The organism is Streptomyces sp. NPDC048442 (assembly GCF_040651475.1).
GTDB lineage: Bacteria > Actinomycetota > Actinomycetes > Streptomycetales > Streptomycetaceae > Streptomyces.
The window spans coordinates 281,121-305,261 of sequence record NZ_JBEZKB010000001.1; the positions used below are offsets into that span (position 1 = coordinate 281,121).

The 24,141-nt window shown below is 71.0% G+C and carries 17 protein-coding genes; 2 read left to right on the top strand and 15 right to left on the bottom strand.

What is annotated here, in order from left to right; all coding sequences use genetic code 11:
- Positions 1-105: 105 nt before the first annotated feature.
- The 5 genes from AB0D18_RS01360 to galE form a co-directional block, all read right to left on the bottom strand.
- Positions 106-735, bottom strand: a complete 630-nt coding sequence (locus tag AB0D18_RS01360) for a hypothetical protein (RefSeq protein WP_362410825.1) — start codon at positions 733-735, stop codon at positions 106-108.
- 97 nt (positions 736-832) lie between these two features.
- On the bottom strand, positions 833-2,128 hold the full coding sequence (locus tag AB0D18_RS01365; RefSeq protein WP_362410828.1) for a glutamate-5-semialdehyde dehydrogenase: 1,296 nt from the start codon (positions 2,126-2,128) through the stop codon (positions 833-835).
- Between the two features lie 173 nt (positions 2,129-2,301).
- The gene (locus AB0D18_RS01370) at positions 2,302-2,823 is read right to left on the bottom strand and encodes a hypothetical protein (protein WP_362410831.1); all 522 of its coding nucleotides are present in this window, start codon (positions 2,821-2,823) and stop codon (positions 2,302-2,304) included.
- A gap of 173 nt (positions 2,824-2,996) precedes the next feature.
- Positions 2,997-4,157 carry a glutamate 5-kinase gene (proB, locus tag AB0D18_RS01375; RefSeq protein ID WP_362410834.1) on the bottom strand — a complete coding sequence of 387 codons (1,161 nt, stop codon included), beginning with the start codon at positions 4,155-4,157 and terminating at the stop codon, positions 2,997-2,999.
- Positions 4,158-4,370: 213 nt separating this feature from the next.
- On the bottom strand, positions 4,371-5,345 hold the full coding sequence (gene galE / locus AB0D18_RS01380; protein WP_362410837.1) for a UDP-glucose 4-epimerase GalE: 975 nt from the start codon (positions 5,343-5,345) through the stop codon (positions 4,371-4,373).
- 196 nt (positions 5,346-5,541) lie between these two features.
- Between galE and AB0D18_RS01385 the strand changes: the two genes are divergently transcribed.
- A complete protein-coding gene (locus AB0D18_RS01385) occupies positions 5,542-8,442 on the top strand; it encodes a CDP-glycerol glycerophosphotransferase family protein (protein WP_362410840.1) in 2,901 nt (966 codons plus the stop codon).
- Positions 8,439-9,584, top strand: a complete 1,146-nt coding sequence (locus AB0D18_RS01390; RefSeq protein WP_362410843.1) for a glycosyltransferase — start codon at positions 8,439-8,441, stop codon at positions 9,582-9,584. The genes AB0D18_RS01385 and AB0D18_RS01390 overlap by 4 nt, the downstream gene beginning before the upstream one ends.
- Positions 9,585-9,681: 97 nt before the next feature.
- On the opposite strand, the gene AB0D18_RS01395 is transcribed toward AB0D18_RS01390, so the two are convergent.
- From AB0D18_RS01395 to AB0D18_RS01440, 10 genes are all read right to left on the bottom strand, one after another.
- Positions 9,682-11,313: a glycosyltransferase gene (locus tag AB0D18_RS01395; protein WP_362410846.1), complete on the bottom strand. Its 1,632-nt coding sequence runs from the start codon at positions 11,311-11,313 to the stop codon at positions 9,682-9,684.
- Positions 11,314-11,459: 146 nt separating this feature from the next.
- On the bottom strand, positions 11,460-12,899 hold the full coding sequence (gene obgE, locus AB0D18_RS01400; protein ID WP_362410849.1) for a GTPase ObgE: 1,440 nt from the start codon (positions 12,897-12,899) through the stop codon (positions 11,460-11,462).
- A 165-nt stretch (positions 12,900-13,064) separates the two neighbouring features.
- Entirely contained in the window at positions 13,065-13,322 is a 258-nt protein-coding gene (rpmA, locus tag AB0D18_RS01405; protein ID WP_018103204.1) for a 50S ribosomal protein L27, read from the bottom strand.
- Positions 13,323-13,334: 12 nt separating this feature from the next.
- Positions 13,335-13,655, bottom strand: coding sequence for a 50S ribosomal protein L21 (gene rplU, locus AB0D18_RS01410; protein WP_185026398.1), 321 nt, complete (start codon positions 13,653-13,655; stop codon positions 13,335-13,337).
- Between the two features lie 188 nt (positions 13,656-13,843).
- Complete coding sequence (locus tag AB0D18_RS01415; RefSeq protein WP_362410853.1) at positions 13,844-14,935, bottom strand: iron-containing alcohol dehydrogenase family protein; 1,092 nt, start codon at positions 14,933-14,935, stop codon at positions 13,844-13,846.
- A complete protein-coding gene (locus AB0D18_RS01420; RefSeq protein WP_362410856.1) occupies positions 14,923-15,660 on the bottom strand; it encodes a phosphocholine cytidylyltransferase family protein in 738 nt (245 codons plus the stop codon). The genes AB0D18_RS01415 and AB0D18_RS01420 overlap by 13 nt, the downstream gene beginning before the upstream one ends.
- A gap of 63 nt (positions 15,661-15,723) precedes the next feature.
- Complete coding sequence (gene galU / locus AB0D18_RS01425) at positions 15,724-16,632, bottom strand: UTP--glucose-1-phosphate uridylyltransferase GalU (RefSeq protein ID WP_362410858.1); 909 nt, start codon at positions 16,630-16,632, stop codon at positions 15,724-15,726.
- Between the two features lie 185 nt (positions 16,633-16,817).
- A complete protein-coding gene (locus AB0D18_RS01430) occupies positions 16,818-21,440 on the bottom strand; it encodes an Rne/Rng family ribonuclease (RefSeq protein ID WP_362410860.1) in 4,623 nt (1,540 codons plus the stop codon).
- 228 nt (positions 21,441-21,668) lie between these two features.
- Positions 21,669-22,481: a TIGR03936 family radical SAM-associated protein gene (locus tag AB0D18_RS01435; protein ID WP_362410862.1), complete on the bottom strand. Its 813-nt coding sequence runs from the start codon at positions 22,479-22,481 to the stop codon at positions 21,669-21,671.
- A gap of 317 nt (positions 22,482-22,798) precedes the next feature.
- Positions 22,799-24,106 (bottom strand): hypothetical protein, encoded by a 1,308-nt coding sequence (locus AB0D18_RS01440; protein WP_362410864.1) that lies wholly within the window; start codon positions 24,104-24,106, stop codon positions 22,799-22,801.
- Between the last annotated feature and the right edge of the window lie 35 nt (positions 24,107-24,141).

Genomic DNA, 24,141 nt, shown 5'->3' on the forward strand with positions numbered 1-24,141 from the left:
CGGCAGAACTTCGGGAGAACTCCCGCCGGATTCCGCCGCGTTGAAGGTTCCGGTTGAAGGATCCGGTGAGAGATTCGGCCATTCCCGGGGATTCGGCCGGGGCATTCAGGGCGTACGGGGTTGGGCGGAGACTGCCGGTGCCGTGTATTCCGCCGATACGGACGGACCGCCCCCGGTCGTGCCCGGCGTGGCGGCCGGCCCTGGAGCCGGAACGTCGACCTCGGTGGCCGCGGGCGAAGGCGTCCGTCCGTCGCGGCTGCCGGACGCGCCCCGGTACACGGCGGCGAAGGCGAACGCGACCATGCCGATGCCCATCAGCAGGGCGAGGAGCCAGGCGATGGGGCGGTGCCAGCGCGAGGAGTTGCGGTACGGGCGCATGGCGCCGCCGTGCCGCCCGTACGGCCCCACGAAGGCCCCGTCCGCGTAGGTGTCGCGGGCGTCACCGTCGCCGTAGCCGCCGTCACCGTAGGGCGCGTACGGATCGCGCCCGTCGGAGGCGTCGTAGGGATCGTCGTCGGGGCGCTGCCCCGCCCGGGTACGGGCTGCGGCATCGGCGTCGGCGCGCGCCTCGGCGGCCGCCAACAGCCGCTCCACGGCACTCGGTTCATGAATGTCGGCGGCTTTGACGAAGGCCTCGTCGAAAACCACGGAGGCGAAGTCCTCGTCCGCGCCCCCGCGGTCGTCGTCGGGCTCCCAGCCATCCGGGAACGGCTTGCCCTCCACGTCGTCCGGCACCCGTTCAGCGTAGACCCGGTCGGTCGTTTTGGGCAGAGAACGGGCAGAGCGGGAAGGGCCGGCGAAGGGGTGACGGGAAGGCGGAGGACGGAGCGGGTCAGCGGATGTGGCCGTCGCCCGTCACGATGTACTTCGTCGACGTCAGCTCGGGCAGCCCCATCGGCCCTCGCGCGTGCAACTTCTGTGTAGAGATGCCGATTTCCGCGCCGAAGCCGAACTGTCCGCCGTCGGTGAAGCGGGTGGACGCGTTCACCGTGACCGTCGTGGAGTCGACGAGCTGGGTGAAGCGGCGGGCGGCGGCCTGCGAGGTGGTGACGATGACCTCGGTGTGCCCGGAGGACCAGCGGCGGATGTGCGCGACGGCGTCGTCGAGGGAGTCGACGACGGCTGCGGCGATGTCGTAGGAGAGGTACTCGGTCTCCCAGTCCTCCTCGACGGCCGGAACGACAGTGGCTTTCGAACCTCCGGCGAATGTCAGGACGTTCGCATCCGCGTGGACGGTGACTTTGGCCTCTGCGAGGGCGTCCAGCGCGCGGGGCAGGAAGGCGGCGGCGATGTCCTGGTGGACGAGGAGGGTTTCGGCGGCGTTGCAGACGCTGACGCGGTGCGCCTTGGAGTTGACCAGAATGTCGACGGCCATGTCGAGGTCGGCGGTTGCGTCCACGTACACGTGGCAGTTGCCGGTGCCCGTCTCGATGACGGGGACGGTGGATTCCTCGACGACGGTACGGATCAGGGAGGCGCCGCCGCGCGGGATGAGGACGTCGACCAGGCCGCGGGCGCGCATCAACTCGCGTACCGAATCGCGGGATTCGCCGGGGACGAGCTGTACGGCGTCGGCGGGCAGCCCCGCCTCTTCGAGGGCGTCGCGGACCACGCCCACCAGTGCCGTGTTGGAGGCGTACGCGGAGGAGGAGCCGCGCAGCAGTACCGCGTTGCCGGACTTGAGGCACAGGGCGGCGGCGTCGACAGTGACGTTGGGGCGCGCCTCATAGATGATGCCGACGACGCCGAGCGGTACCCGCACCTGTCGCAGGTCGATCCCGTTGGGCAGGGTCGAGCCGCGCACCACCTCGCCGACCGGGTCGGGCAGTGCCGCCACGTCCCGTACGTCGGAGGCGATGGCCCGCACCCGCTCGGGGGTGAGGGTGAGGCGGTCGACGACCGATTCCGCGGTGCCCGCCTCGCGTGCGCGGGCGACGTCCTCGCCGTTGGCGGCGACGATCTCGTCCGTACGGGCGAGGAGGGCGTCGGCGACGGCGAGGAGGGCCGCGTCCTTCGCGGCGCGCGGCAGCGGTGCGAGCGCGGCCGCCGCCTCCCGGGCCCCGGAGGCGGCGGCGAGGACCGGGGAGCGGTCGGCGGTGGCGTCGGCGGGAGCGGTGTGCGAGGTCATGTCCGCAGCGTAATCCGGTGGCCCGGACGGCCCGTCCGCCGTCCCGGACTCCGAGACGGCCACGGGCCCACCACCGGACCCCGTACGCCAGGGGTGCCGGGGAACCCCACAGAACCCCCCAGAACCCCATAGGAAGCCACGGAGCCCGGCCCCTGCCCCTTTGCCGCCCCTGTTCAGTACGGATGTACGCCGACGGGTGCCGCCGGGGGCGGTCCGTACCCCTCGGCGACCCGCTGGTGATAGGTGTCGCGGTCGATGACTTCGAGGCCGACGATCTCCCAGGGCGGCAGTTTCGCCGTCGACCGGTGCTCGCCCCACAGGCGCAGTGCTACGGCCGCGGCGTCGTGCAGGTCGCGGGCCTCTTCCCAGTAGCGGATCTCCGCGTGGTCGCCCGCGTAACGGCTGGTCAGCAGGAAGGGGTGGTCGTGGGCGAGCTGTTCGAGGCCGCGGCGCACCTCTTTGAGGGGCGTCTCGGCGCCCGAGACGCTGAGTGTGATGTACCAGAGGCGGGACTCCTCGGTGTCCTGCCGGCGTTGGCCGGGGCGGGGTTCCCTGCCGTCGGCGGCGTCGGCGGCGGGGCCGTCCCGGCCGTCGTCGAAGTCGTCGCCGTCGTCGAAGTCCGCGCCCGCCCCGACGCTCGTCAAGGCTCGCTCGGCTGTCCCTCGGGGCGGCGCCCCCGGGCGCGCTCGTCTCACCGGCGGCCTCCTGATGCGTTTGTGTGCTGTATCCCCGCAACAAAGTTGACCAGTCCCGGGCCGGATGCGGGGGGTTTTCCTGAAGGTCTCCACCAGGAGGCTGGACTTTCGGCCGTTTCGTGGACGCCCGGCGGGGATTCGGGGACGCTTCGGCGGCCGTGCGGGCCTGCCTGTCAGTGGTGCAGCAGCACCAGGTCGTCGCGGTGGACGACCTCGCGTTCGTATGCGGGGCCGAGTTCCCTGGCGAGGTCGCGGGTGGAGCGGCCGAGGAGCTGCGGGAGTTCCTTCGCGTCGAAGTTGACCAGACCGCGGGCGACGGCCCGGCCGGTGCTGTCGCGCAGCTCCACCGGGTCACCCGCGGCGAACTCGCCCTCGACCGCGGCGATCCCGGCGGGCAGCAGCGACGTGCGCCGCTCGACGACGGCCCGTACCGCCCCGTCGTCGAGGGTGAGGGCGCCCTGCGGTGTGGAGGCGTGTGCGAGCCACAGCAGCCGGTCTGCGCTGCGGCGGCCGGTGCGGTGGAAGTAGGTGCCGGTGTCGCGTCCGGCGAGGGCGTCGGCGGCGTACGTGGCGGAGGTGAGGACGACGGGGATGCCGCCGGCGGCGGCGATGCGGGCGGCCTCGACCTTGGTGACCATTCCGCCGGTGCCGACGCCCGCCTTGCCCGCGCTGCCGATCTGGACGTGGGCGATGTCGTCGGGTCCGGTGACCTCGGCGATGCGGGAGGTGCCGGGCTTGGCCGGATCTCCGTCGTACAGACCGTCGACGTCCGAAAGGAGCACCAGCAGATCGGCGCGTACGAGGTGGGCGACGAGGGCGGCGAGCCGGTCGTTGTCGCCGAAGCGGATCTCGTCCGTGGCGACGGTGTCGTTCTCGTTGACGACCGGTAGCGCGCCCATGGCGAGGAGCTGGTCGAGGGTCCGGTAGGCGTTGCGGTAGTGGGCGCGGCGGCTGGTGTCGGTGCTGGTGAGCAGTACCTGGCCGACGCGGACGCCGTAGCGGGCGAAGGAGGCGGTGTACCGGGCGACGAGGAGGCCCTGGCCGACGCTGGCGGCGGCCTGCTGGCGGGCCAGGTCCTTGGGGCGGCGGGCGAGGCCGAGCGGGGCGAGCCCGGCGGCGATGGCGCCGGAGGAGACCAGCACGATCTCGCGGGTGCCACCGCTTCTGACTTTGGCGAGTACGTCGACCAGGGCGTCCACCCGGTCGGCGTCCAGGCCGCCCGTGGCAGTCGTCAGCGAGGAGGAGCCGACCTTGATCACGACCCTGCGTGCTTCGGCGACGCCCTGCCTCGTGCCCTGTACCGCCCGGCCGCTTTCCCCTGACACGTGCGTCATCCCCTTGCTCAGCCCTGTTTCCCGCAATGTACGTGAGGGGGCCGCCGTGCCGCCTTCGGGTTCCGCTCCACGGACATGCGGGCCGGGTGCCCGGTGGTGGACGCAGGGCGGCGGGCCCCGGAGGATTCCGGGGCCCGCCGTCGGTCTGTGGTCGCTGTCGGGCTGTCGCCCTCAAGAGGCGGTCGCCGGTCAACTCGTCGAAGGTGCGGCCGGTCAGCCCTGCGGGTGGCTGTGGCGCCAGCCCGCCCATGCCGACTCGACCATCTCCCGTACGCCGTAGCGGGCTTCCCAGTCCAGTTCGCCGTGGATGCGGTCGGCAGAGGCGACGACCCGGGCGGGGTCGCCGGCCCGGCGCGGGGCGACCTCGGCCTTGATGTCCTGGCGGCCGCTGATCTCGCGGATGATGTCGATCATCTCGGCGACGGAGACGCCTTCGCCCTTGCCGATGTTGAGGATCAGCCGGGCGTCGGGGTCGGCGACCAGTTTGCGGGCGGTGGCGACGTGAGCGGAGGCGATGTCGGCGACGTGGATGTAGTCGCGGACGCAGGTGCCGTCGGGGGTCGGGTAGTCGTCGCCGAAGATCAGCGGCGATTTGTCGGCGTCGAGCCGTTCGAACACCATCGGTACGAGGTTGTAGACCCCGGGGTCGCCGAGTTCGGGCGAGGCGGCGCCTGCCACGTTGAAGTAGCGCATGCAGGCGGTGGCCATGCCGTGTGCCTTGCCGACGGCCTCGACCATCCATTCACCGGCCAGCTTGGTCTCGCCGTACGGGCTCATGGGCAGGCAGGGGGTCTCCTCGGTGACGAGCTCGACGTCGGGCATTCCGTACACGGCGGCGGAGGACGAGAAGAGGAACTGCTTCACCCCGGCGGCCACGGAGGCCTCCAGCACGGTCTGCAGACCGACCATGTTTTCGCGGTAGTAGAACAGCGGCCGTTCCACGGATTCGCCGACCTGCTTCTTCGCGGCGATATGCACCACACCCGTGACGGTGTGCCTGCGCAGTACGTCGTCGAGGAGCGGGCGGTCGAGCACCGAGCCGCGCTCCAGGGGAACACCCGCGGGAATGCGGGCCACGTCTCCGGTACTCAGGTCATCCAGCACCACGACGCTTTCCCCGCCTTCGGCGAGCGCCTTTACCACGTGTGAACCGATGTATCCCGCACCGCCAGTTACCAGCCAAGTCATAGAGGCACTATACAGAGACGCAATGATCACTGATCCAGGCATCTCTGGGCAGGGGCGGAGGGCCTTCGCCCGTAGGCTAGCCTGGCCAGGAGTGTCGAAATCCTTCAAGGCTCATCCAGTTGGCCGTCCCTCACCTACCGCAGTTGTGAGGGATCAGCAATCGAAACGTACCGAGGACGTGAACACAGAGGTGGCCTTGTCAAGCCCGTCTCCCTCGCCGGACAGCCCGCCGACGACCGTGCCGGACATCAGTGTTGTCGTCATCGTCTACAACGATGCCGACCGCTTGCCCGCCGCCGTGCAGTCGGTTCTGGACCAGACGTTGCACAACGTCGAAGTGATCGTCGCGGACGACTGCTCCACCGACGGCTCGTACGACGTGGCCAGGAAGCTGGCGGCCGCGCATCCCGACCGGGTCCGGGCGATCCAGCTGGAGGAGAACAGCGGCGGCTGCGGCGAGCCGCGCAACCAGGGCATCGCAGTGGCCCGTGGCCGCTATGTGATGTTCCTCGACAGCGACGACACGCTTGAGCTCAACGCGTGCCGCAACATGCTGGAGGCTGCCGAGACCACCGGTGCGGACCTGGTGTCCGGCATGTGTCTGCGGGTCCACGTCGACAGCCGGCACGGCAAGACGACCGAGTGGTACCGCTGGCTCTACAACTCCACGCGCACGATCGACTCCGTTGCGGAACTCCCCGACCTGCTGGTATTCGACACTCTGTCGACCAACAAGTGCTACCGGCGAGAATTCCTGATCGAAAGCAACCTCACTTTCCCGAAGCGGATTCATTACGAGGACCTGCTTTTCTCTGCCCAAGCATATCTGGCGGCTTCCCGCATCACTCTCATTCCGAACACTGTTTATTACTGGAATGTGGTCGAGAAGACCGAGAAGAAGTCGATCAGTAATCGCCGCAACGAGATCAATAACTTTGCGGACCGGGTGGAGATCCACCGCCGGATCGACAAAATCCTCAAGTCCCGCTCCATGGACGACCTGAAGCTGCACAAGGACATCAAGTTCCTGAAGCACGACCTGGTCCTCTACTTGCGCGAACTGCCGTTCCTCGACGACGACTACCGGCACGCCTTCGCCGAGATGGCCCGCAGTTACGTCCAGAGCTTCGCCCCCGAGGCGTACAACGAACTGCACCCCGCCCACGCCATCTGCGCGTACCTCCTCCTCCAGGAGGACTGGGACAACCTGATGCCCGCGATCGACATGCTCCTCAACAGGAACAAGCTCGCGGTGCCGCTGGTGGAGAAGGACGGCCGGATCTACTGGTGCGAGGAGCACTTGGAGGACCCGCACGCCCGCAGCCTGCTCGACGTCACCGACCTCGGCTACCACACCAAGCCGGTCGAGAAGCTGAACCTGCGCAACAGTCTGACCCAGTACGACGAGAAGCCCGCCGAGGTCGTACTCGGCGGAGCGGTCGTCAATCCACTGGGCAAGATCGAGCCGGGCTCGAAGCTGTCCGCCGAGATCGTCCTCAAGGCGCGCCGCACCAGCCTCCAGACGTTCCGCTTCCCCGTCCGCAGCGTCCGTGTCGACGGCGACCGGGTGCGCTGGGAGGCCTCCCTGCCGCTGGCCAAGGAGCTGCGTCCGCTGGGCATCGTGGACGACGTCTGGAACGTCCGGATGCATCTGTCGGTCGACGGCCGGACCACGGTGAGCGCCGTCACCGTCGGCGCCGCCGACATCGAGCGGACCGGCATCATGCAGGTCAGGCCCCGGCTGACACGGCTGGCGGGCGACCGCATAGAGGCGGAGGTCTCCGGGCGCGGTCATCTGGCGTTCCACGTCGTGCAGCACAGTGCCGCCTCGCAGAAGGCGCGCGCGCTGATCCGCAACAACATGGACAGCCTGCCCGCCCGGATCGCCAAGAAGACGTACCGCAAGGCCCGTGACGTGCGCAAGGAACTCAACTCCGGCGCCCGCAAGATCGACGGCTACCACCGCATGATCAAGGCGCTGCCCGTGCGCAAGGGCACCGTCGTCTTCGAGAGCCACCTCGGCAAGCAGTACAGCGACAGCCCCCGCGCCATCTATGAGGAGCTGAAGCGGCGCGGCGCCCCGGTCCACGCGATCTGGTCGTACGCGGGCGCCAAGCCGACCGGTTTCCCGGACGACGTGGAACTGGTGCAGAGGTGGTCCTGGAAGTATCTGAAGGCGCTCGCACAGGCCGAGTTCTGGATCGACAACCAGGGCTTCCCGCTGAAGCTCCGCAAGCGTCCCGAGACGACGTACATCCAGACCTGGCACGGTTCCGCGCTCAAGCGCATGGGCTTCGACGAGCCCGGCTACCGGCTGATGTCGGAGGGCGAGCAGGCCACGTACCAGGCGTCGCTGGACCGGTTCGACCACTTCGTGGTGCGTACCGAGCACGACGTGCGCACGCTGGCACGCGCGTACCGGATGCCGGAGAGCAAGTTGCTGCGCACCGGCTACCCGCGCAACGACGCCCTGGTGAAGGGGCGTGACGCCACTGTCGAGAGTCCGCAGGTGAAGGAGCTCAGGGAGCGCCTGGGCATCCGCCCGGACCTGCCGGTGGTGCTGTACGCGCCGACGTTCCGGGCCAACGCCCAGGGCAAGGTGCAGAAGTTCGAGTTCCCCTTCGAGATCGAGAAGTTCGCCGAGAAGTTCGGCGACAAGTTCACGCTGCTGGTACGCACGCACTACCTCAACCAGGTGTCGTTGCCGCCGGCGATGGCGGGGCGCGTCATCAACGTCTCGGAGGAGCCGGACATCACGCCGCTGCTCCTCGCCGCGGACGCGCTGATCACGGACTACTCCTCCGTGATGTTCGACTACGCGCTGCTGCAGCGGCCGATGATCTTCTTCGCGTACGACTGGGAGGAGTACTCGCAGGACATCCGCGGCACGTACTTCAACCTCCTGGAGACGGCGCCGGGCCCCGTCCCGCGCGACGAGGAGTCGCTGTACGACGTGCTGGAGGACCTGGACGGTCTGCGGACGCGGTACGGGCCGCAAGTGAAGGAGTTCGTGGACAAGTACGGCGAGTACGACCGCGGTGACGCCGCGGCCCGGATCGCCGACCGCTTCTTCGGAGGAAAGGGTGGGGCCCGGTGACTCGACGCGACATCTTCTTCGTGGCCAACGAGGTCGACGAGCTCGGCGGAGTGGCCCGCTGGCAGGCCCAGATGGCCTCTCTGCTGGCCGAGCGCGGCCACCGGGTCACCCTGGTCGGCATCGCGCCGGCCGAGGTCGCCATGGACCTCGGTGACAACCCGCCGTTCAAGACGGTCACGCTGCACGACGTCCGGCCGCCCGGCCGCAAGTCCGTCGCGGGGTTGCGCGGCACGATCGACGTCGCCGCCCGGCGGCACAACGCGAAGCGCGAGAGCGGGATGCGGGAAGCTTCCGCGAAGCTCTCCCGGATGTTCCGGACGGCCGCCCCCGGCGCGATGATCATCGTGACCCAGGTGTGGGCGATGGAGTGGGTGGCGCTCGCCGACACCGCCGGGCACCCGGTCATCGGCATGAGCCACGAGAGCTTCGAGTACTCCCGGCAGTCCTCGCGTTTCCAGCGCGTCCTGAAGCACTACAAGGACGTCGACCGGCTGCTGCTGCTCACGCAGGAGGACGCCGACCTGTGGGCGGTGAAGGGGCTCAACAACGTCGGGTTCATGCCGAACCCGCTGCCGATGATGCCGGAGACCGTCTCTCCCCGTACGGAGAAGACCGTCGTCAGCATCGGCCGGCTCAGCCACCAGAAGGGCCTCGACATGATGCTCGACGCCTGGGCGGAGGCCTCCGCGCAGGTGCCGGGCTGGAAGCTGAAGCTGTACGGCGCAGGGGAGCTTGAGCAGTCGCTCAAGAAGCAGGCCACGGATCTCGGCCTGGACGATTCGGTGGAGTGGGCGGGGCAGACCCGTGACGTGGTCGGGGCGCTGCACGGGGCGTCCGTCTTCGCACAGTCCTCGCGCGGTGAGGGCTTTCCGCTCGCGCTGCTGGAGGCCATGGCGTGCGGGGTTCCGTGCGTGGCGTTCGACTGCGCGCCGGGCGTGCACGAGATCATTCAGGACGGTGTGGACGGGCTGCTGGCCCGGCCCGGCAACACCCCTGAGCTGGCACGGCAGTTGGTGCGGATGATACAGGACCAGGAGATGCGGGACCGGATGGGCGACCTGGCCCGGGAGAACGTACAGCGGTACTCCCCCGAGTCGATCACCCAGCGGTGGGAAGAGCTCTTCACGTTCCTGGAGCGGTAACAGCTCGGGCGCGGCGGAGACCGCGCCCCCCGTAGTGATCCCAAGGAAAGGGGCCCCCGTCCGCAGTCGCGGACGGGGGCCCCTTTCTTTTCGCGTGCTACTTCACCTTGCGTGCCAGCCTCTTGAGGCGGCGGCCCACGACGTCGATTCCGCCCTGCACGCCGCCGACCACGCGCACCATCAGCGCCTGCCGCGGCGTCACGTGTGCTTGTACGAGCAGGGGCAGACCGGCACCGAGGACGACGGTGCGCCGGGCTGCGCCGGGGGTGGCGGCCCGCACCTCGGCGGGGATGCGGGTGCCGTCGGCGCACACGACTTCGGCGCGCACCCGCCAGGACATCAGCCGCTCGTGGACGGCCAGGTCACGTGTCCGAACGGCGAATTCCGCCTGCCAGGCGTCGGCGCCCGTACGCAGCAGGGGCTGGTCGCGTTCCAGGGTGGGGCGGTCCTCCCGCTGGTCGACGAGGCGCAGCAAGAGCCGTTGTGGCTTCAACGGGCCGAGCAGGCCGTGCAGTTCCCGTACGGTCAGGATGAACCCGAGCGAGCGACCGACGGCCACTGTGCCGTTGACGGTCAACGGGAGTTTCCCGGGGGGCAGTTCGGCGAGCCCGTCCAGCTCCACCTCGGGCAGTCCTTCGGCGAGCACCGGCAGGCCGGAGCCTGTCGTGTGCGACGGCGGCAGCAGCCGGGGCGGCTGAGCGGCCAGCGCCACGACCCGCTCCAGTTCGGCCGGGGCCTCCCAGGAGACGACGGCGCGGGCCAGCCAGCGGGAGGGGGCTTCGGCGGCGGTGTACGCAGCCTCGTCGAAGGCGGCGAGGTAGGCGCGCGTGGCACGCCACCAGTCGGCCCGGTAGGCGGCGCTGCGCTGCGGCAGCTCGCGTACGTACATGGGCAGGTCGTAGTCGAGGAACTTTGTCTGTGCGGCCACCGCGAGTGTGTCGAGGTCCGCCTTGCGGAACACCTCGACGACGCGGCGGTGGGCCTCCACACGGTGTTCCCAGTTGGCAATGGTGGCGCGGCGCAGCGAGATGGAGAGTTCGGCGGCGTCCCGGCGGACGTGCCACACGTACACCGGGGCGGCGACGACGGCGGTGCGGGGGGCCGCCGCGTACACCTTTGCGGTGAAGACGAAGTCCTCGTAGTGGAAGGCGCCGTCGGGGAAGCGGACGGCGTGCCCGGTGAGGAAGTCGCGGCGGTAGAGCTTGTTGACGGAGAGCGTGTCGAGGAGGAACTCGGGGTGTGCGCCGATGCCGTCCATGACGGTGCCCGGCAGGGTGGCGCCTGCTGTGGGGTCGTAGAGGCCGGGGGCCCACACGGTGTCGCGCTTCTCGGGGAGTTCCCTGCGCACGCACTGGCCCGCGACCATGTCGACGCCGTCGGCGGCGGCCAGCAGGGCATCCACCGCGCCCGCCGGGTAGACGTCGTCGCTGTCGAGGAACATCACGTAAGGGTGTTGCGCCGCGGCGATGCCGTCGTTGCGGGGGCTGCCGCAGCCGCCGCTGTTCTCCGTGCGGTGCAGGGGTCTGACCAGCGGGTGGCGGGCGGCGAGTGCGTCGACTGCTTCGCGGGTGTTGTCGGTGGACGCGTCGTTGACGACGATCACCTCGCCGACGGCGTCGCCCTGTGCGAGTACGGACTCGACGGCCGTGGTGATGTGGGCGGCGTCGTTGTAGACGATGACGACGACGCTGACCGCACCGTCCGCGCTGCCCGTTGTGCGGGATTCCACCGTGCCACTCCCCTGGATCGTTGTTGTGCTCTCCCATCCTGGCCTGTCGGCTCCGGAAACCGGAAAAGGGGGCCTTTGCGGGCCCCCTTCTCACGGTCTTCTCACGTCACCGGCGCACGAGGTGCTTCCCGGAGTCGACGAAGCGGCTAGAACGGCTTGAACTCGTCGTATTCCTTCTGCGGGTCGTCGCGCTCGGCGTCGCGGTCCTTGCGGCGCGTGGCTGCGGGGCGCGGCTCGTCGAGGCGGTGGTCCTCGCCTCGGCGGCCCAGCATCTCGGCGCCGGCCATGACGGTGGGCTCCCAGTCGAAGACGACCGAGTTCTCGTCGGAGCCGATGGCGACGGCGTCGCCCGCGCGGGCGCCGGCCTTCATCAGTGCGGTCTCGACGCCGAGGCGGCTGAGGCGGTCGGCGAGGTAGCCGACGGCCTCGTCGTTGCTGAAGTCGGTCTGCTGCACCCAGCGCTCCGGCTTTTCGCCGCGCACCCGGTAGACGTTCTCCTCCTCGTCGAGGACGACCTTGAAGCCGCTGTCGTCGACGGCCTTCGGGCGGATGACGATGCGGGTCGCCTCCTCCTTCGGCTTGCGGGCGCGCAGCTTGGAGATGCCCTGGGCCAGGGCGAAGGACAGTTCCTTCAGGCCCGTGCGGGACACCGCGGACACTTCGAAGACCTTGTAGCCGCGGGCTTCGAGCTCCGGGCGGATCATGTCCGCGAGCTCCTGGCCGTCCGGGATGTCGACCTTGTTGAGGACGACGAGGCGCGGCCGGTCCTCGAGACCGCCGTACAACTTGAGCTCCTCCTCGATGACGTCGAGGTCGGAGATCGGGTCGCGGTCGGACTCCAGGGTCGCCGTGTCGAGCACGTGGACCAGGACCGAGCAGCGCTCGACGTGCCGCAGGAACTCCAGGCCGAGGCCCCGTCCCTCGCTGGCGCCGGGGATCAGGCCGGGGACGTCGGCGATGGTGTAGACGGTCGAGCCGGCCGTGACGACGCCGAGGTTGGGGACCAGGGTGGTGAACGGGTAGTCCGCGATCTTCGGCTTGGCTGCGGAGAGCACGGAGATCAGCGAGGACTTGCCGGCGCTCGGGTAGCCCACCAGTGCCACGTCGGCGACGGTCTTGAGCTCCAGGACGATGTCCGCGGACTTGCCGGGCTCGCCGAGGAGCGCGAAGCCGGGGGCCTTGCGGCGGGCCGAGGAGAGCGCCAGGTTGCCGAGGCCGCCGCGGCCGCCCTCACCGGCGATGTAGGTGGTGCCGTGGCCGACGAGGTCGGCGAGGACGTTGCCCTCCTTGTCGAGGACGACGGTGCCGTCGGGCACGGGCAGGATCAGGTCCTGGCCGTCCTTGCCGGAGCGGTTGTCGCCTGCGCCGGGCTGGCCGTTGGTGGCCTTGCGGTGGGGGCTGTGGTGGTACTCGAGAAGGGTGGTCACAGCCTGGTCGACGACAAGGGTGATGTCGCCGCCCCGTCCGCCGTTGCCGCCGTCCGGGCCGCCGAGCGGCTTGAACTTCTCACGGTGTACGGAGGCGCAGCCGTGGCCTCCGCTACCCGCGGCGACATGCAGTTCGACGCGGTCCACGAAGGTGGTCATGGGTGTCCTCCAGTACAGGTAATGCGGAATGTCTACATACGTAACACGCCGAGGGCGGACACGCTTCCCCGGATAGCCGGGAAAGAGCGTCCGCCCTCGGATACGTGCTGTGTATCGCTCAGGACCGTCGCCTCATGGAGGCGGTGTCCGTGAAAGCTGGCTTGTTCAGCCGGCGATCGGAACGATGTTCACGACCTTGCGACCACGGTGCGTGCCGAACTCGACCGCGCCGGCGGCGAGGGCGAACAGCGTGTCGTCGCCGCCACGGCCGACGCCCGTGCCCGGGTGGAAGTGGGTGCCGCGCTGGCGGACCAGGATCTCACCGGCGTTCACGGCCTGGCCGCCGAAGCGCTTGACGCCGAGCCGCTGGGCATTTGAGTCGCGACCGTTCCGAGTGGACGATGCGCCCTTCTTGTGTGCCATGTCTCAGTCCCTTTACTTCGCAGCCGTGGGGATACCGGTGACCTTGATCGCCGTGTACTGCTGGCGGTGACCCTGGCGACGGCGGTAGCCGGTCTTGTTCTTGTAGCGGAGAATGTCGATCTTCTCGCCCTTGTGGTGGTCCACGACCTCGGCCGTGACCTTGATCCCGGCCAGGACCCACGGGTCGCTGGTGACGGAGTCGCCGTCGACAACGAGCAGAGTCGAAAGCTCGACCGTGTCGCCAACCTTGGCAGTGGAAATCTTGTCAACCTCAACGATGTCGTCGACAGCAACCTTGTGCTGGCGACCACCGCTGCGCACGATGGCGTACACGCGGATCTCACTCTCACTCGAAAGACGGGACCCCTGATGCCAGCCGCTTCCGGCGCGAACAGGACGAGCGGCCTCTCCCGTGCACCTCTTTGAGGAGGCGGCCCGGGAGGGGGTTGCTCAGGGGTTTGGCGCACAAAAAGACGCCGACGGTCAAAGTTACGGGACCTCGACCGGTGGGTCAAACCGGGCTAACGCCCGCTGTCCGGCTGTCCACCCGACGCGCCGACGGCCTTCACCAGAGAGGCGTACGCGTCCCTGATGCCGTCCGCCGACAGGTCCAGGTGTTCCAGCACCGTGAAGCGTCCCGGCCGGGTCTGCGGCGCGTACTGCACCGCCTGGACGAATTCCTCGACGGTGAAGCCGATGTCGCCCGGCAGGACCGGCAGGGAGTGCCTGCGCAGTACGTCGGCGAACAGCCCGGCCTCCTCGTGCGCACCGCGCAGGTGCATCGCGAAGACCGCGCCGATGCCGACCTGCTCGCCGTGCAGCGCGGCCCGCTTGGGGAAGAGCAGGTCGAAGGCGTGGCTGATCTCGTGGCAGGCACCCGACGAGGGCCGGGTGTCGCCGCTGATCGACATGGAGATGCCGGACAGGACGAGCGCCTCGGCGAGCACGGTGAGGAACGCGTCCTGGGTGATGTCGCCGGGGTGGCGCAGCACCGCCTCGCCGGCCTGCCTGGCCATGGCGGCGGCCAGGCCGTCGACCTTTTCGCCGTTGATCCGGTGGGACAGTTCCCAGTCGGCGACGGCCGAGATGTTGGAGAGCGCGTCGCCGATCCCGGAGCGTACGAAACGGGCGGGGGCGTCGCGGATGACATCGAGGTCGATGAGCATCGCGATGGGCGTGGGCACGCCGTAGGAGCCCCGGCCGTTGTCGTTGTCCAGGATGGACACCGGGGAGCACAGGCCGTCGTGCGACAGGTTCGTCGCGACGGCGACCATGGGCAGGCCGATCCGGGCGGCGGCGTACTTGGCGACGTCGATGATTTTTCCGCCGCCGAGTCCGACGACCGCGTCGTACCGTTTGCGGCCCTTCATCTCCTCGGCGAGCCGGACCGCCGCGTCGATGGTGCCGTCGGTGACCGGGTACCAGTCGGCGCCGGGCAGGACGGGTGCCAGCTTCTCCTGGAGCACCCGTCCCGACCCGCCGCTGATGGCGATGGCGAGCGCGCCCGAGCCGGAGATCCGCTGGTCCGCCAGGAGGCCGGCGAGATCGTCCAGGGCGCCCCTGGAGATGTCGACGGCGACCGGCGAGGGGATCAGCCGGGTCAGTACAGGCACGCGATCTCCCGGCCCTTGGCGAGGTCGTCGTGGTTGTCGATCTCGACCCACTTGAGGTCGCCGATGGGGGCCACGTCGATGCGCACGCCGCTGTTGACCAGTTCCTGGTAGCCGTCCTCGTAGTAGAGGTCGGGGTCCCGCTCGAAGGTGGTCTTCAGGGCGTCGGCGAGGGCGACGGCCGCCTCGGGCTCGATGAGGGTGACGCCGATGTACTCGCCGGTCGCGGTCGCCGGGTCCATCAGCTTGGTGATGCGGCTGACGGCGCCGGACTCGTCCGTGATGACCTTCATCTCCTCGTCGGCCAGGTTCTTGACCGTGTCGAGGGCGAGGATGATCTGTTGGCCCTTGCCGCGGGCGGCGAGGAGGGTCTCCTCCACGGAGACCGGGTGGACGGTGTCGCCGTTGGCGAGGATCACGCCCTCTTTGAGGACGTCGCGGGCGCACCACAGGGAGTAGGCGTTGTTCCACTCCTCGGCCTTGTCGTTGTCGATGAGCGTGATCTTCACGCCGTACTTCGACTCCAGTTCGGCCTGGCGTGCGTAGACGGCTTCCTTGCGGTAGCCGACCACGATCGCGACGTCGGTCAGTCCGACCTTCGCGAAGTTCCCCAGGGTCAGGTCCAGGACGGTGGTGTCGCCGTCCACGGGGACGAGCGCCTTGGGCAGCGTGTCGGTGTAGGGACGCAGACGCCGTCCGGCGCCCGCCGCCAGTACCAGGCCGATCATGGGGTTCTCCTTCGTGCGGGTCGAGCAGGGGGTGGTGCGGGGGTGGGGCAGGGAGGCGGAGGCCTACATCTCGTCCGCGACGTAGCCGCGCAGCCAGGTCTTGAACTCCGGGCCGAGGTCCGCACGTTCGGCGGCGAGGCGGACGATGGCCTTCAGGTAGTCGCCGCGGTCGCCGGTGTCGTAGCGGCGGCCCTTGAAGACGACGCCGTGCACCGGGCCGCCGACCTTCTCGTCCGCGGCCATCGTCTGGAGGGCGTCGGTGAGCTGGATCTCGTTGCCGCGGCCGGGGGCGGTCTCGCGCAGGACGTCGAAGACCGCCGGGTCCAGGACGTAGCGGCCGATGATGGCGAGGTTGCTCGGGGCGTCCTCGGTGGCGGGCTTCTCGACGAGGCCGTTGATCTTGACGACGTCGCCGTCGGCGGTGGCCTCGACGGCCGCGCAGCCGTACAGGTGGATCTGCTCCGGGTCGACCTCCATCAGCGCGACGACGCTGCCGCCGTACGTCTGCTGGACCTCGACCATGCGGGCGAGCAGCGGGTCGCGCGGGTCGATCAGGTCGTCGCCGAGGAGGACCGCGAAGGCCTCGTTGCCGACGTGCGGGGCGGCGCACAGGACGGCGTGGCCCAGGCCGCGCGGGTCGCCCTGGCGGACGTAGTGCATGGTCGCCAGGTCGCTGGACTCCTGGACGCGGGCGAGGCGGTCGGCGTCGCCCTTCTTGGTGAGGGCCGACTCCAGCTCGTAGTTGCGGTCGAAGTGGTCCTCGAGAGCGCGCTTGTTGCGGCCCGTGATCATGAGTACGTCGGAGAGTCCCGCCCCGGCAGCTTCCTCGACCACGTACTGGATCGCGGGCTTGTCGACGACCGGCAGCATCTCCTTGGGCGTCGCCTTGGTCGCCGGCAGGAAGCGGGTGCCGAGACCTGCGGCAGGGATGACAGCCTTGCGTATGGGGCGGGGGGTGGCGCTGTTGCTCATGGGGTTACGAACTCTCCGTCGTTCTGGGGAATTTCACGGCCTGCGGGTCGCGCAGGCCCGGGTCCCGGATACCAGGGTGGCCAGCGCCTGATCGGCGCTGGCCACCTCGGGTCCGGCCGGGGCCGGTTCCGCCGGGACTTGCGGATACTGCGTTACTTCGGTGGTTCCGTACTGCTGGTGCTGCGTCAGTCCTGCGCGGGGGCGGACACGGACGGCAGCGTCTGCTGGTCCGCCGCGGCCGTCTTCTTCGCAGTCTTCTTGGCCGTCGTCGACTTGGCAGCGGTCTTCGTGGCCGTCTTGGTGGCCGTCTTCTTCGCGACGGTCTTCTTGGCGGCCGTCTTCTTGGCGGCGGTCTTCTTGGCGGGCGCGGCCTTCTTGGCGGCGGTCTTGCGTGCCGTCTTCTTGGCCGGTGCCGGAGCCTCGTCGACCTCGGGTGCGGTCCCGTCCTGTACGGCCTTGGCAGGTGCGGTCTCGGCAGGCGCGGTCTCGGCAGGTGCGGCCTCGGCCTTCTCCGCCACCGGCTGCGCGGCTTCCACCACGAGTACGGCGGCCTCGGCCGATCCGGCGGGCGAACCCGCGGGGGCGGTGGCCTTGCGGGTCGCCCTGCGGCGGGCCCGCGGCGGGGCCGCGTCGGCGGCGGGCACCTCGGCCGGTGCCTCCACCGGCTCGGCCACGGCCTTCTCGGCCACCGGGGTCTCGACGGCCGGAGCCGTCTCCACCACGGTCGCCTCGGCGGCAGGCTCCTGGGAGCTCTTCGGCGAACCGGCCGGAGCCGACGCCTTACGGGTCGCCCGGCGGCGGCCACGAGGCGCCGGAGCGGCCTCCTGCTCCGCCTCGACGACGCGCTCGGCGACGGGCTCGGCAACAGGTGCTGCCTCGACCACGGCATCGACCCCGGCATCGGCCTCGGCCACCCGCTCGGGCGCCGTCTCGACCACCGGCTCCGCCTCCGCCACTGCCTTTGTCCTCATCGGCGAAGCGTGCTCGATGTAGTCGGCCGGCGAGGTCTTCCCGCGCGGCGCACCGGCCGGAGCCGACGCCTTGCGGGACGCCCGGCGGCGGCCACGGCCACGCGTGGCGGCGGCCTCGGCCTCCGCGGCGCTGCTGTACAGCTCCTCGTCCGGTACGAAGTCCGGCGAGGGCAGTGCGATCGGCGCGGCCACCTCGGCGGCGACCTCCGCCTCCGACTCGACCTCAAGAGGCTCGTGCGCGTCGTCGTCGTGGTCGTGACCGTGGTCCTGACCGCCGTCGTGACCGTGCTCGTGCTCGTGCCCCTGGTCGGAGCCGCTGCCGCCCTTGCCGCGCTTCTTCGCGCGCTTGGAGCCACCGCCGCCACCGATCGCGGTGGGCTGCTCCATGTGCACGATGACGCCGCGCCCGTTGCAGTGGACGCAGGTCTCGGAGAAGGACTCCAGGAGGCCCTGGCCGACCCGCTTGCGGGTCATCTGCACGAGACCCAGCGAGGTGACCTCCGCCACCTGGTGCTTCGTACGGTCGCGTCCCAGGCATTCCAGGAGGCGTCGCAGCACCAGGTCGCGGTTGGACTCCAGGACCATGTCGATGAAGTCGATGACGACGATGCCGCCCAGGTCGCGCAGCCGCAGCTGGCGCACGATCTCCTCGGCCGCTTCGAGGTTGTTCCTCGTCACGGTCTCTTCGAGGTTGCCGCCCTGGCCGGTGAACTTCCCGGTGTTGACGTCGACGACGATCATCGCCTCGGTCTTGTCGATGACCAGCGAGCCGCCGGACGGCAGGTAGACCTTGCGGTCCAGGGCCTTCATCAGCTGCTCGTCGATCCGGTACGTCGCGAAGACGTCGACCTCCGACGTCCACTTCGACAGCCGGTCGTTGAGGTCCGGCGCGACGTGGGCGACGTACCCGTGGATCGTCTGCCAGGCCTCGTCACCGCTGACGATGACCTTGGAGAAGTCCTCGTTGAAGATGTCGCGGACGACGCGGACGGTCATGTCCGGCTCGCCGTAGAGCAGCGTCGGCGCGTTGGTGGCCGTGTTGCTCTTCGCCTTCTTCTGGATGTCCTCCCACTGGGCCTGCAGACGCTCGACGTCGCGGCGCAGCTCGTCCTCGCTCGCGCCCTCGGCCGCGGTGCGCACGATGACGCCCGCGTCCTCGGGGACGATCTTCTTGAGGATGGTCTTCAGACGCGCCCGCTCGGTGTCCGGGAGCTTGCGGCTGATGCCGGTCATGGAGCCCTCGGGCACGTACACGAGGTAGCGGCCCGGCAGCGAGACCTGGCTGGTCAGACGCGCGCCCTTGTGGCCGATCGGGTCCTTCGTCACCTGGACGAGGACCGACTGGCCGGACTTGAGGGCGGTCTCGATGCGGCGCGGCCCGTGGGCCATGCCGAGCGCCTCGAAGTTGACCTCACCGGCGTACAGGACGGCGTTGCGGCCCTTGCCGATGTCGATGAACGCGGCCTCCATGGACGGGAGGACGTTCTGCACCTTGCCCAGGTAGACGTTGCCGACGTACGACGTCGACTGCTCCTTGTTGACGTAGTGCTCGACGAGGATGTTGTCCTCGAGGACGCCGATCTGGGTGCGCTCGCCGTTCTGGCGTACGACCATGACGCGCTCGACGGCCTCGCGGCGCGCCAGGAACTCCGCCTCCGTGATGATCGGGACGCGGCGGCGGCCCTGCTCGCGGCCTTCGCGGCGGCGCTGCTTCTTGGCCTCCATGCGGGTCGAGCCCTTGATGGACTGGACCTCGTCGAAGCCGGTGCCGGGCTCGCGCTCGGCGACGGCCTCCTTCTTGCGGGGCTCGCGGACCTTGACCACGGTGCGCTCCGGGTCGTCGGACCCGTTCGCGACGGAGTCGTCGTGGCCGGAGTCACCGCTGCGGCGACGGCGGCGACGGCGACGGCGGCTGCTGGACGAACCGGCGCCCTGGTGGTCGTCGTCGTGGTCGTCGGCGTCGTCCTCGTCGGAGGAGTGGTCCGTGTCCTGCTGCGGTTCGGCGGCGTCCTCGGTGGTGCGGTCGCCGCGGCGGCCGCCCTCGGACTCGAACTCCTCCGCGTCCAGGGCCTCGCCGCGACGGCGGCGGCGGCCACCGCGACGGCGACGGCGCGCCCTGCGGTCGTCGGCGTCGTCGGACTCGTCCTGGCCCTCGGCGTCGTGGCCCTGGGCCGGGTCCTCCTCGACCTCGTCCTGCGGGGCCTCCTGGACGTCATGACGGGGCTGCGGCTCGGCGGCGGCCTCACCGCGACGGCGGCGGCGACGGCGGCCACCGGAGTGCGCGGGCTCGCTCTCCTGGACCGGCGCCTCGACGGCGGTCTCGGCCTCGATCTCCGCCTCGTCCTCGTCGATCTCCTCCGCCTCGTCGGCGGGGGTGACGGCAGCGGCGATCATGGCCGCGGTCTCGGGGGTCTGGAACATCGGCTCGGAGAAGACCGGCGCCTGGAACACGGCGACGGCGGGCCGCTGGGCACGGCGGCGCGAACGCGGCGCGCTCTCGTCGGCCTGCTTCTCGGCCTGCTTCTCCGTCTGCTGCGCGTCGGCCTTCTTCGCCGCGGCGGGCTCGGTGGCGGGCGCCACCGGCTCGGCGGTGAACTTCGGGGTGGCGGCCGGACGGCTCGCCCGACGGCGCGAACGTCCGCGCGGCGCCTCGTCCTGCTCGGCACTCTCCGTCACGGCTGTTTCCGGTGCGGCGGCCACAGGCGCGGCCTCGGCCGGAGCGGCCTGGACCGTAGCGGTCTCGACCGGAGCTGCGGCAGCGGCCGGGGCACCCTCGGGCGCGCTCGCCCTGCGGGTGGCACGGCGGCGGGCACGCGGCGCCGGAGCGGCGTCCGTCCCGGCTTCCTGCGGTACGAACACGGGCTCGGGCTCGGCCTCGACGACCGGAGCCGCAGCAGCGGCCGGGGTCTCCTCGGCCGGAGCGGGCGAGCCCGCAGGGGCGGTCGCCTTCCGGGTGGCACGGCGGCGGGCACGCGGCGCCGGAGCGGCCTCGGCGGCCTCCGCGGCCGTTTCCTCCTGCGTGACGGCTGCCTCCTGCGGTACGGCGACGGGCTCGGCCGGCGTCTCGACCACGGCCGAAGCCTCTTCGGTGACCGGAGCGGTGGACTTGCGCACGGCACGACGGCGTGCACGCGGGGCGGGAGCCTCGTCGGCGGTGGGAGCCTCGACGGCGGCAGGCGCCTCAACCGCGGGCGCCTCTGCGGCAGCCGGCACCTCCGCGGCGGCCCCGGCCGGGGATCCGGCGGGGGCGGTGGCCTTGCGCGTCGCCCGGCGGCGGGCCGGAGCGGCCGTCTCGGCGGCGGGGGCCTCCGCTGCGGGGGTCTCGGCGGCCGGCGCCTGCTCGGCACCGGTCGTGGGCTCGGCGGGCGCACCGGCCGGGGCGGTTGCCTTGCGTACGGCACGACGGCGTGTACGCGGCGCGGGGGCCTCGTCCGCGGCGGGTGCGGCGGTCTCGGCGACAGCGGCGGCGGCCGTCTCGGGGGCGGTGGTCTCGGCAGCGGCGGCGGGGGCCGTGCCGGCGACCGGGGCGGGCGAGCCCGCCGGTGCGGTGGCCTTGCGCACGGCACGACGGCGCGGACGCGCCGGAGCAGCGCTGTCGCTGCTGTCGTTGTGGGTGTTGTTGGCGTGGTCAGTGGTGTCGGTCACGGCACCCTCTCCGGCCGGTATGGCCGGAGCCGCGGCCTCTACGGTCTTGGCGGCATCCGACTGGTCCGGCTGGGTCGCGCCGGCCCCGGGGGGTCCGGCGGGACGAGAGGCCGCGCGGCGCCTGCGGCGCGGCGGCAGTGTGTCGCTGGGCGAAGTGTTCTCGGCCTCAGCGGGGTCGATCGGCTCAAGCATGCGGGGTTCTCCCGTCGCGCTCCCGGGCGCCGCGCCTGAATCCGGTCCGGCCGCGGCCCACGCGCGGTGCGCGGGGCCACCGTCCGGGGCGCGGGCGCCGCACGGGAGCTGATCTCTAGCTCGCCGGTTCCGTACGTACGAAGACGTACGGCCTGGCGAAAGTCCGGTTAAGTACGCGGCCCGACCCAGGTGGCTCCCGAGTACCAGGGCTGCGCTGCAACGACCGCCCTAAGCGGAACCGGAACCTTCAGGCGCCTTCGCGGTGGCGGGTGCGGGGGCTGTGGTAGAGCCTGCCGTCACCGCCTCGCGGTCGGGCGCGAGCGGGTCGGTCACCGTTCCGGACTCCTCGTCGAGAAGCCCCTGCGCCAGCCTGGTCACCGCTGCGGGGACCGGCGGCGCCAGGTCGGCCACAGCGTGGAGACCGGAAAGGACGTCGTCGGGTCGTACGGCGGGTGTCATGTGCCGTACTACCAGCCGCAGTATCGCACAGGGCTCCGCCGCGGGCCTATCGCCCGCCTCGTCCTGTGGACGGACGGCGCTCTCCTCCGGAGGTACGGCCGTCATCTCGACGACCGCCTCACGGGCGTCGAAGCTGCGCATGCCGTTCTTCGTACGGCGCTGGACCTCGACGGTCTCGGCGGCGAGGAAGGTCTCGACGGCCTTGGCCGCGTCCTGCTGCGCCACTCCGTTCAGCCGCAGCTCCCAGATGGAGGCGGTCAGCCGGTCGGCGAGACCGGAGGTGCGGGCCTCGACCGCGTCGATGATGTCGAGGCCGTCGGGCATCGACTCGTCGAGCAGTCCGCGCAGGGTCTGCGGGTCGCGGGGCGCGGTGAGCGCGATCTCCAGGTACTCGGCCTCTGAGCCGGTGCCGGTGGGTGCGGCGTTGGCGTAGCTCACCTTGGGGTGCGGGGTGAAGCCCGCCGAGTACGCCATGGGCACCTCGGCGCGGCGCAGGGCCCGCTCGAAGGCGCGCTGGAAGTCACGGTGGCTGGTGAACCGGAGGCGGCCTCGCTTGGTGTAGCGCAGTCTGATGCGCTGCACCGCCGGTGCGGGCGGCGGGCCTTCGGGCTGTCGCTTGCCCAGTGGTTCTTCTCCTCGGTGCGGGGCGGCGCGTCTTCCGCGCGCCCACGGGGCCTGTGGGGGTGTCCCCGCGCGGCGGTTCCCGTCCGGTCCTCCGCTGCGCTGAGCAGGGGGGTCTCGGGGCCGGGGGCTGCGCCGGGGGCAGTCGTTGTACTACCCAGAGTACGCGCCGGGGGCGGGGATGGTTCCCGAGGCGGGGCCTGGGCGGCACTCGGGGGGGCGGGGGCGGTACGTGCGGGCGGGACGGGCTCGCGGGGTGGCCCCTGCACCTGGCCCGCTCAGTTCGCTCCCGGCCCGGCGCCCTTGACCAGCGCCACCCCCGGTGCTCCTTCCCCCGGAACCGGGATCGGGGCCGGGATCGGGGCCGGGATCGGGATCGGGGCCGGAACCGGGACCGGAACAGGAGCGGGGCCCGGGGCCGGGGCCGAGGCCGGTCCTCCCACCAACGCCCGCCAAGCCCCCCTCCGCGCCTCCCGCACAGAAGCCCTCGCCTCCCGCAGCACCTGCCGCGCCGTCCGTCCCGCCGACCGCAGCGCGTCCCTCGCGCCCCGGCCCGCCTCGGTGGCCGCCCTCTTCGCGGGGCGCCACACGCCGTCGCGCATCCAGTGCCCGAGCGGGGTGAGGACGCTCCGGTAGACCCGGCGCACCGGCCGCCCCACGAGGTTTTGGGCGAGCCATTTCACGCCCCGGCCCAGTGCTCGCGACACGTACCCGGCGACCTGCCAGCAGATCCCCAGGGCGGCCCCGATCTCCCGGCACAGCCACACCACCGGCCCCACCAGCAAGGTCATCACGACCCACGCCACCCCACGCCCGAAGCCGCACAACACCCACGCCACCCCACCCCCGAAGCCGCGCAACACCCACGCGACACCGTGGCCGAGTGGCGTCAGCAGCCGCCGGTACGCCCACACCACGGGGCGCACCACCAGCACCCGTACGCACCAACCGCACCCCGCGCCGACCGCCGTCACAAGCCGTGCGACACCGCGGCCGAGCGGTGTCAGCACCGCCCGGTACAGCCACGCCACCGGTGCCACCAGCAGTGTCCGTACGCACCAGCCGGCCACCGCCCGCAACCCGCGCCCCAAAGCTGTCGCGCCCGCGCCCGTCCGCCGGGCCAGCCACCGCAGCCCGTGCCCGACCGGTGTCAGCACCGCTCGGTACAGCCACACCACCGGTGCGACGCCGAGCCGCAGCACGCACCAGACCACACCCGCCCAGGCCCCGCGGCCGCAGGCGACCAGCCCTGCACCCAGGTGCCGCCCGAGCCACCGCAGGCCGCGGCCCAGCCCTCGCAGGCCGTGGCCCACCGGTGTCAGCACCGCCTCATAGAGGCTGCGGGCGAGCGGGCGCAGAACGTGCCGCCACAGTGCCGCCCACGGGGTGACGAACACCGCACGGCCGAGCCGGCGCAGGCCGTGGCCGACCGGTGTGAGGACCGCTTCGTACAGCCACACCAGGGGCACCACGAACAGCACGTGCCCCAGGCGGGGCACTGTCCGCCGGACCAGTTCGACGCCCGTGCGGAGCAGGTCCCACACCACTCGTACGGGTACGACGAGGACCAGGACCACGATCCGCACCGGGATCCTGACGAAGGCCGTCAGGCACCCTTCCT

Excerpts from the sequence above, each read along its gene's own strand:
- AB0D18_RS01365 (WP_362410828.1), bottom strand. The coding sequence starts at position 2,128 with ATGACCTCGCACACCGCTCCCGCCGACGCCACCGCCGACCGCTCCCCG.
- galU (WP_362410858.1), bottom strand. The coding sequence starts at position 16,632 with ATGAGCAACAGCGCCACCCCCCGCCCCATACGCAAGGCTGTCATCCCT.
- AB0D18_RS01430 (WP_362410860.1), bottom strand. The coding sequence starts at position 21,440 with ATGCTTGAGCCGATCGACCCCGCTGAGGCCGAGAACACTTCGCCCAGC.
- rpmA (WP_018103204.1), bottom strand. The coding sequence starts at position 13,322 with ATGGCACACAAGAAGGGCGCATCGTCCACTCGGAACGGTCGCGACTCA.
- AB0D18_RS01420 (WP_362410856.1), bottom strand. The coding sequence starts at position 15,660 with ATGATCGGCCTGGTACTGGCGGCGGGCGCCGGACGGCGTCTGCGTCCC.
- galE (WP_362410837.1), bottom strand. The coding sequence starts at position 5,345 with ATGACTTGGCTGGTAACTGGCGGTGCGGGATACATCGGTTCACACGTG.
- proB (WP_362410834.1), bottom strand. The coding sequence starts at position 4,157 with ATGACGCACGTGTCAGGGGAAAGCGGCCGGGCGGTACAGGGCACGAGG.
- obgE (WP_362410849.1), bottom strand. The coding sequence starts at position 12,899 with ATGACCACCTTCGTGGACCGCGTCGAACTGCATGTCGCCGCGGGTAGC.